A 9,557-nucleotide genomic window follows, 5' to 3' on the forward strand; every position below is an offset into this window, starting at 1 on the left:
GCCCGATTCTCCCGAAATCAGAGGTACTTTTACCTCTGATTTGGCTCAGCAGCCCGATTCTCCCGAAAACAGAGGTACTTTTACCTCTCATTTGGCCTCGCAGCCTGATCCTCCCGAAAACAACGGCACTTTGCCATAGCGCCGCCACGCGGTTGCTGTCTTTACCGGCTGTTCGCGGCGGCAAAGCGGTCCAGCACACCCTGATAGGCCGATTTCGGCCGCAGGCCTACCAGCTTTTCCATAGGCTGTCCCCCGTTATATACGATCACGGTAGGCAGGCCCATGACTCCTGCTTCTGCAGCCAGCTCCGGCAGAACATCACAATTTACTTTTAGAATCGTGACATTACTGCCATATTCCTCATCCAGCTCCTCCAGGATCGGAAGAAGCGTCTGGCAAGGCGGGCACCAAGGCGCGCCGTAATCTACCAGTACAGTCCCTCCTTCGCGCACCCGCATCCGCAGCGTATCGGCTTGTTCCGTATTTACAACAGCCATCGTTAATTCCTCCTCCACCTTCTGTATCGTTTCAGGTTATTCTGACTCCTTCTGCTCCTGCTGAATGGAGGCAATCCTCTCCTCCAGGTTTGACTTGATCTGGTTCAACTGCAGCAGCTGGCGTTCAATGTCCTCCAGCTTGCTGCGGTACAGCGGCATCACTTCCGCACAGAAGGCCTCTTTTTTCATCAGCACACAATTTAAAAAACCGGCGATTTCCTCCGTCGACAAACCCAGATTCAAATACAGCTTGATCGTCTCCACCGTCTCCACGGCCAGCGCTGAATACTCGCGGTATCCATTGGCCTTACGGAGCGGGGTAATCAGACCCTGACGCTCATAATATCGCAGTGACCGGATGCTGACACCTGTCCGTTCTGCAAGCTCACCTATTTTCATGGCATGTTCTCCCCGGGGTTCATGAGAAATGGTCTGATCACAGTATAAACCCTGACACCAGTGTCAGGGTCAAGACTTTTTATTCATCCTTTAGTGCGCTGCTCAGCAGCGGCTGCAAAAGCAAGAAAATCCAGCTCCAGCCTAAGGCTTCAGCCAGATTTTTCACAATACTGCTTGCGTTATGCACTTCATCGCATATTCAAGAGCTACAGCAATCCCGCTGCCCATAAACCGCCTCGCTTAATCATCTGCCGGAACGGTTCGACCGAAAAGGAAGGAAGATGATGGCCCGGCATCAGATATACAACACGCCCTTGGCCGAATTCATGACACCAGGCTGCCGCCCGCATCGCACCCTCATGCGGATACTCTGCCAGTATTGTCGTTTCAAAATACGGCTGCATGTCAAAATAATACGGCTCGTCCTCGATCACAAAATCAGTGATTCCCTCCATAATCGGATGCCCGGTTGCGGGGACCGTCATTTGAAGCGAGGTGTACGCCGGATGGTGGATGAAGTGGGCTCCCAGCATTACGCCCAGCTCCTGGTTCCGCTGCAGTGAGATTCCATTGTGCACCACTAGCAGTCCGCCGCCGCCTGCCACGTAAGAGAGCAAAGCGCCGCTTTGTTCAGGAGGTATTTTGTGATCCGAAAACTCTGTATACGCTATCACAAGCTTGTAGTCCGATAAGCTGTCCTTACTCAGCAAACGATAATCTTCGGTGGATGTCACCTGCAATTCTCCGCCCAACAGCTCCTCAAATACGCGGTCCACACCGGCAAACGGATGATACTTCACCTCCGTATAGCTTCCAAGCGCAAGTGCCTTTAACTCTCCCATTTCCATTCACACCTTTCTACCGGAAAATTTGTATTTACCAGGGCCAAGGTTCTCCTTGAAAATCCAGAAAAACCGGCTCCTTCCCCATATGCGCCTTGTGATCCTCCACAATACTCATAATCTTGCCGGCAGATTCTTCAGGCGGTATAGGCGCTGCCTCATCTTTCTCGCCGCTCATATAGGACTGCAGCCAGCCAGGATGGAAGACCATGACCTGGCCGCCCATCACCCGCAAATGATTATGCATCAGGGAGGACTGCATATTAAGCGCTGCCTTAGACATACAATAACCGTACATGTTAATCCGCTGGTTACGGCTGATGCTGCCGGCTTCAGAGGATATGTTCACAATTAATTTTTGTTTACCCTGCAGCAGAAGGCCCATCAGAGCATTGCTGACCCGCAGGGAACCAAGCGTATTGACATTATAAATGTGCGCCATCGCCGTGTCATCCATATCCACCAGTATGGTGGCATCGTCCGCCCGGTCAATCACTCCGGCATTGTTGATAATCAGATCCAGATGACCCGTGCATCCCGCAATGCTGCGCGCCGCGCGCTTCACGCTTTCGCTGCTGCCGATATCCAGCGGAATCAGACTTAACTGGTCCTGATATTGTGCTTGCAGCGCTTGCAATGCTTGAGATTCCTCAAGGTACTGCCCGGCGAACACCTTATATTTATTCTCCAGAAGCCAGCGCACAAGGAAAAATCCAAGTCCCCGGTCAGCACCGGTAACACAAGCGACCCTTTTCATGAATTGGACACTCCTTCATCTTAAGAATCAGTACACCTGTTAGCGCTATTATCCCATACACATTAGCATGGCACTTGTCTTTTTACAACGTCCTGCACTGGACTGTCCGGACCGGCAGCACGGCGCTTCTTTCTTTTGACTTAATTTTTAACTATGTTACAATCAAAAATATCATTGTTAACAACCGAATTGTTAGCAAACTAAAAATCTCAGGAGGGATTCCAATGTCCATAGCACAAATTCACAGTGTCGACGAATTGCATCAATACATTGCACAGCCCGGTAAAAAGCTGCTGTTCAAGCACAGCACCACCTGCCCGATCAGCGCCAAGGCCAATGAAGAGTTCCAGGCCTATGTCCAAAGCTCCGGCACCCCTGCTGCCGTGGTCCATGTGATTGAAGACCGTCCAGTCTCCAACCAGATCGCCGAGGACTTCGGCATCAAACATGAGTCTCCGCAAATTTTCCTGCTCGAAGACGGTGAGGTCCGCTGGAACACCTCCCATTGGAAGATTACCCGGGATGCCATTAAGGAAGCTGTGAACTCATGAGCCAGCCTGTAATTATCTATTCAACCGCGAACTGCAGTGACTGCAATCAAGTGAAGCAGCTGATGAAGGAGCAGGGCGTTCCTTTTGAAGTAAGAGATGTTATGACCAGCACGGTCTACCAGGAAGAGGTGGAGAAGCTCGGTTTCATGGGTGTTCCAGTTACAGTATCCGGCGCGCATGCCGTCAAAGGCTTTAATCTGCCCGAGCTTAAGGAGCTTATTGCAGCAGCCCGGTAATGCGCGGATTTCCTTGGATCAGCAGAACTGACGCAGTTTCCGGATTCATAGGTTAAAAAGGGGATTCAGAACTAAATCATTCTTGAATCCCCTTTTTTGCTGCCTAGAAAATCAGCTCTTGACCAAATGCCGGGGATCAACGTTCCCAGGCCCTTTTTTTCAAAAAAAATAAAAACCGGCGTGCGCATGAGATAATAGGCCGATAAACGGCAACATATATGGTTTTATCCGTTTATTTCCTGCGAATCCCGGGATTTCAACGTTAATTTACGCCGCATTTCCCTTTTTCATTTTTACAAAGAACCGCATGAAAGAGTATGATTCGTTTTGAACTTATTCATGAAAACCAATCAACGCTGAATTCCCGCCACGCGGGAAACGGGGGAACCACCAGGCGACAAGCCTACTTGGGGTGAATCCGAAGGGGACTGCACCAATGCAGTCTCACTAGGCAGGGCGACTCTCACCGTCCGAATCCGACAGCTAACCCCGTAAGCGTATAGAGAGAGAACTTGATCCGCCACGATTTTGCGCCAGGTTTATTTCAGCCTGTACCAGAGCCGCAGCAGAGGTCCTCCTCTGCTGCGGCTTTTTGTGTGGAGATCCATGAGAAGGAGGAAGTAAGGAATGGAGTCACGCCGGCTGTTGCGTATAGAAATATGGGTATTCGATGCTCCTTGGCCCGCAAGCCCCGGGCAGGAGCAGGCCGGAAATTGCCGCTACGGCCTCCTGAAGCTGACCTGCCAGGCGGGGCATAGCTGGTCGCAGGGACTGCTGTGGGAAGATAAGCGGGTTGACCTGATCCAATGGAGCAGCTTCCTGCGCAGTATCCGCCGCTGCCGCCTTGAGGAGGCGATACAAATTGTAGACCGCTTAGGTCCCCAGTGGAGGCGGACTCAGCGGGATCTGGTACTGAGTGCACTACTGCATCTAAAAGCAAAGCTTCAGCAAGGGAAATTCATTGATATACAGGTTCAGACAGATTCTTATTTTCATTCCGTGCTGGCTGCCGGCGGTAACTCAAGTGCGGGAAGAATGTACTATAGACCTTCACGGACACAGCAGCTCCAGCGGGCCTGGCCAGAGCCGGAACCGGCAGAGCTGATTAACAAATCTATCGCTTATTATTCTATTCTATAGTTTTTTATTCAGAAAGGACTGTGAGAACATGCCTGACCCCTTATCGCGCACGCCGGCTTCAACCGCCGGATTTGCGGAGTATATTGAGAAGTACAGCGGAAATATCTATACGCTCAGCAGGCTGCTGCTGGGGCAGGGGACCGAAGCAGAGGAGGCTGCGGTGAAGAGCTTCACGGAGCTTTATGAGCCGTATCTGCGTACGCGCTGTGACGCGCAGAGCTTCTCCCTTCAGGCCTATCGTGAATGCATCCGTCATTGCTCCTTGATTGCCCAAGGCCGCAAGTCCCGTATTTCGGCCGGCCTGTCCTGGGAGGACCAGCTTGTGCATGCGCTCCGGTATGGCCTGCGCCTGTCCCTGGCGGACATCAGTCTGATCCTCAAGAAGAACCTGCCTGAGCTCAAGGCGCAAATCCGGCAGATGCGCGAGCAACTGGCTGCACAAGCCGAAATACCAACAGCCAGTTTATCCGTTGGATAAACTGGCGCGGCTATGACGGACTGCATCTTATGGTAATGGCTTCATTACAGCAATTTGCTCGATCATACCCGCCTCTTGGGCATCGGCGGCAATTAGCTTATTATACACATCCTGATCCTCAGAGCTGTTCAGCTTTTTTAACCCGGCTAAATACCAGCGTGCCATCTCCCGGTTAACCGCATCCGAATAATCTTCGCCAAGTCCGCCCTTCAACGCAGTAACTGCGGCCTGGACATTTCCGGTGAGGAACTGCATTTTACCAAGTGCTAAGGTTGCGGTGGAAGAAAAAGCGGTTGTCTGACTGTTTGCTTCTCTCGTAACCTGGCTATACGCCTCAATACCCGTATTGAAGTTCTCCTTTGCATTGGCTGCGACCTGATCGACGACTGTGCTGTCAGCGCCCGGAGTGTTTAACAGATTCAGCCACTCTGTATAAATGGGTTGTCCCAGCTCGTTAGAACGGACGATTAAGTCATTATACCATCCAGTACTCCACAAATCGCCCCGGCTTGCCAGATCGGCGTAACCGCCCGTGAAGCCCGTCTGGATGAAGTTCAAGGCGGTCTCTGCATCCCCTGTTATCTGCTTAACCTTGCCTGCGCTCAGCGCAATCAGCGGCGTGACCGAGAAGGGCCGGCCTTGAAGCTGCCCGGAAGGCAATGTCTTCAAGAAGGCAACGCCATCTACAACATCCTGGTAAGTGGTAAGAGCGGTCTCGAAGTACTCCTGTTGCTTGGCCTTGTCCTGTTGGAGGAGAGCTTGGACACCCAGACCAGATGCCCGGGTGATCAGTGGCTCGTACCAGTCAATATCCCAGATATACTTGTTCAGATTATCACGGTATATGGCATAAGCGCTCTCGCTCTTGCCCTGCAGATCATACAGAGCGATTTGCTGCAGAAGCATCTGCTTGTTGTTCGGCTCATCCTTTAGACCGCGCTGCAGCACTGAAAGGGATTCTGCGGCAAATTGCTCATTTTTTGTCTGGCTGTATACCTGATTATCAAGCACGGCCAGCAGGATCACTGATTCGGGATGTGAAGGCCGGATCTTTAGCGATTTCACCAGCGGAGCCTTAATCTCATCATAAGATGTGCTGTATTGGGCAATGGCCTTCGCTTCGGCGAACGCGTTGGTGGAACTGATGTTTCGGAGTGACACGATCAAGATTGCCAACGCGGCCGCGCAGGCCACGGCCAGATAACCGAACCGCAGTACAGACGAGTTCCATCTGGCGGCGAGGGGTTTGGCCTCCATTGCAGCCGCCATTCCGCCAAGGGCGATGAATACAAGGATTCCCATAAAAGCATAACTCATATTAAAGTCCAGAATACTGTGTACCAGAATCGAAAGCGCAATAATCAGATAAAAGAAGCCGTTATCGTAATCATCTGTCCCCGCCCGCTTCATGTATCCTTTGGTATATTTGTAGAATACGAACAGGATAAAGCCCATGAACACAATAAAGCCCAGTATTCCAACCTCAATCAAATACTGCAAAAAGAAGTTGTGCGCCTGACGGCTGACATACGGGTTGTTCTGGTATTTCTCATACAGGGCGGCCCATCCGCCCCCGCCTGCCCCAAGCACCGGATAATCCTTCGCTACCTTAAAAGCATCGCGGTAAAAAGTGATCCGCTCCAGCACACTGTGCTGCTCAAAGTTAATGTTCTCCAGGCGGGTTTCCATATTGGCCGGCAGAATACTGCGTGCGCTTGTGCCAATCAGGAGCCACGCTGCAATAGCTACCAACGCTGTTGCTCCGATAGGCAGCCACAGATTAGCCAGCTTACGGTTGGACCAGTTCTCTAAGCGCTTCTCCAGCCGGGGAGCAGCAAAGTGTTGCACAGCCCAGCTTATAGCTGCGGTTACAGCACAAGCAATAAGCAGCCAGGACCAGCCCTCTACGGCTGCAGAAGCATCTGGAACCGCCGCCAGACGTTTGCCGATAGATGTTACCTTACCAATTACGGCCAGCGACGCAAGGGCAGCCACAATGAGATGAATAATCCACAGAATCTGCCGCGAAGGCTTTTGAAACAGAAGCAGCAGAACAAATACTGCCGGCAGCAGGACCAGGCCGCCCCGTGACAGGGTCAGCAGGAGCGACACGATAACCGGCACCAGCATAAAACCGTGAATGACCGTACCGTACCATTTGGGGGACCGTATTAGTGCAAACACGGCAACGAACAGGAACGCCATCAGGAAGCCGGCATATGTATTGGCATATTGAAATACTGAAGTTAGACGCAGACCATTCGAGTCAGTCATTACCGCATCCAGGTACTTCCCTGATACGGCAACAGTATTAGAGAACCAGCCGACCGCTCCTCCGGCCACATTCCAGGCACCCAGCCAGTTCAGCAGACCAAACCAAACAATTAGATACGCTACGGTCATTATGACGGTTTGTATGAGCGCATTCACTTGTTTTTGCCGGAGTAAGTAGAGGCCTACAATAAATAATGCCGCATACATACTTTGAATAAGCAGCATATTGCTTGCCATATAGTGGGAAGCAGCTACAAAAAGCGACAGGAAGTAGGTCAGCGGAAGCAGGAGCACAGCCAGAGCAAGCAGATCCCGCTGATCCTCCAGCTTGAATTTTTTGTAGTAGATGCCTGCCCAGACAATGAGCATCAGACTGCAAATTATAACTGAGATATAGAGCGGCTTCTCATAATCCGCACGCAGACCGTTAAATAATCCCACCTGAAATGGGGTCCATACGAGAAATAGAATAATACCGATAATCAGCACCCAGAGCGGGCTGGATATCTTTTCAGCAATTTTTGACTGTGTCGCCTTTTTACCGTATACAGGATGGCCCAATTTATATTCCCCTTTACAATTTATTGCATATTCTTATTTATTATAATGTCATATTCTCTCATTGGCAAAATTACCCTAAATATAGTTAATAGATAACAAAAAAAGAGAGCCGTACCGCATCCGCACTCCCCCCGCTATCTTCCCCATATCCAATAGGCTCCACGAAATCCCCTTCAAAGCGGGACCGCTTGCATGTAAGCTGATTCAAGTGCTTTGCGGGGACCCCAATATTTTCTTTCTGATATGGTCAAGAAAGCCGCGGCAGCCTGCCGCGGCTTTCTATTTGCTTCTCAACCCTTCTTGCCTTTGCCGCCTTTGGCGAATCTCAGGAACGCCATGCAGCAGCCTAATATTCCAACGCCAAGCAATACCGTCTGCAGCGCCCCCAGCCACACTGAGCTCTCCGGTTTGATTAGGCTGCTGATAATAATCAGCAGAATCGAAGCCGCTGCCAGCAAGGGTGTTTGTCTTTTTTTCATGAACTGAACCACTCCTTATTACTAAGGTACACTATACGGCATTTTTTCGCCAGAACCAGCTTAGTGGCTGTCCCTTCAGTGTTAGCTAATTAGCACTCTTCCAGATTTCCTCTCCACCTAATAGGTGAAGTTATAGTTTGTCATACAATAGTAAACCATATTATGGTATTGTAATAGGAACAAATGTTCCTATTTTGGTTGTTTTTTGACTTCTAAATTTTCCCTATACATAAACAATGGTAAAGGAGAATCAATTGTGAGCGCCTACGAAGAATACAAAAGGGAGATTTACCGGATTGGCTGGAGAATCCAATACAAAGCAAGAAAGGTCCGTGCACGAGAGTTCCCTCTCTTCGATAATCACACAATCGATCATAATTTCACGGCCGCTTCCGATACGAAAATATGGATTCAAGACCTTTTGAGTGAGCTTCCATCCCAGGGAAGCACCATTATCAGCAAGCTATACCTGCAAGATATGACCGAAAACGAGGTTGCAAAGGAACTTCATCTCAGTCAACAGGCGGTGAACAAATGGAAAAAGAAAATGATTCAAATATTATCTCAGACCGCGAGTTTTTAAATCTGTTACAAGAAGCGAAAAGGAAAGACCCCGCAGCAATATTGCAGCTGGTGAATTTATTCAAAGAGGATATCCTCAAAGTTAGCAGATACATTCAATTGCCTGCAGAAGATGCTGTTTCTATGGTCACTTTGGAATTCCTTGAATTAATACAAGGGAAAAACCATGACCCGATTCAGGATGAAAGGCATGGATAAGCGAAAGAAATCTGTAGACAACAGCGGACGGAAGTCCAAACATTCTCTGGAGTCACGCCCCATCCCAAATAGAAAAATCACAAGTTCAGTTTATATAGTGGAAAAAGTAAAACTAATAAGCTGAAATCCTGGCTGCAGAAGGTTTTAGTGGGATTTTGTACACCTAATTCATGCCTATTCATCCCATAGAGCCACTTACAGCCGAATTAGTGATACTTTTGGACCTCCGTCAAGAAAGTGGACACAAAAAAAGTGAATTATGCGGTTTTTCTCTTCTTGAACCTCGCTGCAAACTGGGCAGGGGAAACATAACCCAACGCACCGTGGATTCGCTTGCGATTATAAAAAAATTCAATGTACTGGAACATTTCGTCCTGCGCTTGCTGCTTCGTTTTGAACTTGGTGCAATAAACCAACTCTTTCTTTAGTATGCTATGAAAGGATTCGATGCAGGCATTATCATAGCAATTTCCTTTGCGGCTCATGCTTGCTTTCATGTGGTACTTCTTTAGACGGTTACGGTAATCTGCGGAGGCATACTGCGAGCCCCGATCGGAGTGATG

13 protein-coding genes and 1 riboswitch are annotated in these 9,557 nt (G+C 49.7%); of the genes, 6 read left to right on the top strand and 7 right to left on the bottom strand.

Annotation, left to right across the window (positions count from 1 at the left end; translation table 11 throughout):
* Positions 1–161: 161 nt before the first annotated feature.
* From BLQ82_RS26020 to BLQ82_RS26035, 4 genes are all read right to left on the bottom strand, one after another.
* Positions 162–497, bottom strand: coding sequence for a thioredoxin family protein (locus BLQ82_RS26020; RefSeq protein WP_062522345.1), 336 nt, complete (start codon positions 495–497; stop codon positions 162–164).
* 36 nt (positions 498–533) lie between these two features.
* A complete protein-coding gene (locus BLQ82_RS26025) occupies positions 534–896 on the bottom strand; it encodes a MerR family transcriptional regulator (protein WP_020431246.1) in 363 nt (120 codons plus the stop codon).
* A 206-nt stretch (positions 897–1,102) separates the two neighbouring features.
* Positions 1,103–1,738, bottom strand: coding sequence for a ThuA domain-containing protein (locus tag BLQ82_RS26030; protein WP_062522343.1), 636 nt, complete (start codon positions 1,736–1,738; stop codon positions 1,103–1,105).
* A gap of 34 nt (positions 1,739–1,772) precedes the next feature.
* A complete protein-coding gene (locus BLQ82_RS26035) occupies positions 1,773–2,495 on the bottom strand; it encodes an SDR family NAD(P)-dependent oxidoreductase (protein WP_062522341.1) in 723 nt (240 codons plus the stop codon).
* A gap of 224 nt (positions 2,496–2,719) precedes the next feature.
* On the opposite strand from BLQ82_RS26035, the gene ytxJ reads away from it, so the two are divergent.
* The 4 genes from ytxJ (at position 2,720) to BLQ82_RS26055 (ending at position 4,900) form a co-directional block, all read left to right on the top strand.
* Positions 2,720–3,046 (top strand): bacillithiol system redox-active protein YtxJ, encoded by a 327-nt coding sequence (gene ytxJ / locus BLQ82_RS26040; protein WP_062522339.1) that lies wholly within the window; start codon positions 2,720–2,722, stop codon positions 3,044–3,046.
* Complete coding sequence (locus tag BLQ82_RS26045) at positions 3,043–3,282, top strand: glutaredoxin family protein (RefSeq protein WP_062522337.1); 240 nt, start codon at positions 3,043–3,045, stop codon at positions 3,280–3,282. The genes ytxJ and BLQ82_RS26045 overlap by 4 nt, the downstream gene beginning before the upstream one ends.
* 344 nt (positions 3,283–3,626) lie before the next feature.
* Positions 3,627–3,796: riboswitch (cyclic di-AMP (ydaO/yuaA leader) on the top strand.
* Positions 3,797–3,909: 113 nt separating this feature from the next.
* Positions 3,910–4,422, top strand: coding sequence for a hypothetical protein (locus tag BLQ82_RS26050; protein WP_062522335.1), 513 nt, complete (start codon positions 3,910–3,912; stop codon positions 4,420–4,422).
* A gap of 28 nt (positions 4,423–4,450) precedes the next feature.
* Entirely contained in the window at positions 4,451–4,900 is a 450-nt protein-coding gene (locus BLQ82_RS26055) for a hypothetical protein (RefSeq protein ID WP_062522333.1), read from the top strand.
* A gap of 27 nt (positions 4,901–4,927) precedes the next feature.
* On the opposite strand, the gene BLQ82_RS26060 is transcribed toward BLQ82_RS26055, so the two are convergent.
* Positions 4,928–7,735, bottom strand: a complete 2,808-nt coding sequence (locus BLQ82_RS26060; RefSeq protein ID WP_062522331.1) for an O-antigen ligase family protein — start codon at positions 7,733–7,735, stop codon at positions 4,928–4,930.
* Positions 7,736–8,025: 290 nt separating this feature from the next.
* A complete protein-coding gene (locus tag BLQ82_RS26065; RefSeq protein WP_062522329.1) occupies positions 8,026–8,214 on the bottom strand; it encodes a hypothetical protein in 189 nt (62 codons plus the stop codon).
* Between the two features lie 256 nt (positions 8,215–8,470).
* Here BLQ82_RS26065 and BLQ82_RS26070 point away from each other — a divergent pair, with 256 nt between their 5' ends.
* Both BLQ82_RS26070 and BLQ82_RS26075 read left to right on the top strand, forming a co-directional pair.
* Complete coding sequence (locus BLQ82_RS26070) at positions 8,471–8,797, top strand: sigma factor-like helix-turn-helix DNA-binding protein (RefSeq protein ID WP_074648651.1); 327 nt, start codon at positions 8,471–8,473, stop codon at positions 8,795–8,797.
* Positions 8,749–8,994, top strand: a complete 246-nt coding sequence (locus tag BLQ82_RS26075) for a hypothetical protein (protein WP_062522327.1) — start codon at positions 8,749–8,751, stop codon at positions 8,992–8,994. Before BLQ82_RS26070 ends, BLQ82_RS26075 begins: the two co-directional genes overlap by 49 nt.
* 257 nt (positions 8,995–9,251) lie before the next feature.
* Here the strand turns inward: BLQ82_RS26075 and BLQ82_RS26080 are convergent.
* The coding region (locus BLQ82_RS26080; protein ID WP_143013552.1) for an IS3 family transposase at positions 9,252–9,557 on the bottom strand (306 nt) is incomplete at its 5' end.

Source organism: Paenibacillus jilunlii, assembly GCF_900102965.1.
Classification (GTDB): domain Bacteria; phylum Bacillota; class Bacilli; order Paenibacillales; family Paenibacillaceae; genus Paenibacillus_AQ; species Paenibacillus_AQ jilunlii.

Coding starts and splice junctions, on each gene's coding strand:
- BLQ82_RS26045 (WP_062522337.1), top strand. CDS start 3,043: ATGAGCCAGCCTGTAATTATCTATTCAACCGCGAACTGCAGTGACTGC.
- BLQ82_RS26020 (WP_062522345.1), bottom strand. CDS start 497: ATGGCTGTTGTAAATACGGAACAAGCCGATACGCTGCGGATGCGGGTG.
- BLQ82_RS26055 (WP_062522333.1), top strand. CDS start 4,451: ATGCCTGACCCCTTATCGCGCACGCCGGCTTCAACCGCCGGATTTGCG.
- BLQ82_RS26075 (WP_062522327.1), top strand. CDS start 8,749: ATGGAAAAAGAAAATGATTCAAATATTATCTCAGACCGCGAGTTTTTA.
- BLQ82_RS26050 (WP_062522335.1), top strand. CDS start 3,910: ATGGAGTCACGCCGGCTGTTGCGTATAGAAATATGGGTATTCGATGCT.
- ytxJ (WP_062522339.1), top strand. CDS start 2,720: ATGTCCATAGCACAAATTCACAGTGTCGACGAATTGCATCAATACATT.
- BLQ82_RS26065 (WP_062522329.1), bottom strand. CDS start 8,214: ATGAAAAAAAGACAAACACCCTTGCTGGCAGCGGCTTCGATTCTGCTG.
- BLQ82_RS26025 (WP_020431246.1), bottom strand. CDS start 896: ATGAAAATAGGTGAGCTTGCAGAACGGACAGGTGTCAGCATCCGGTCA.
- BLQ82_RS26030 (WP_062522343.1), bottom strand. CDS start 1,738: ATGGGAGAGTTAAAGGCACTTGCGCTTGGAAGCTATACGGAGGTGAAG.
- BLQ82_RS26035 (WP_062522341.1), bottom strand. CDS start 2,495: ATGAAAAGGGTCGCTTGTGTTACCGGTGCTGACCGGGGACTTGGATTT.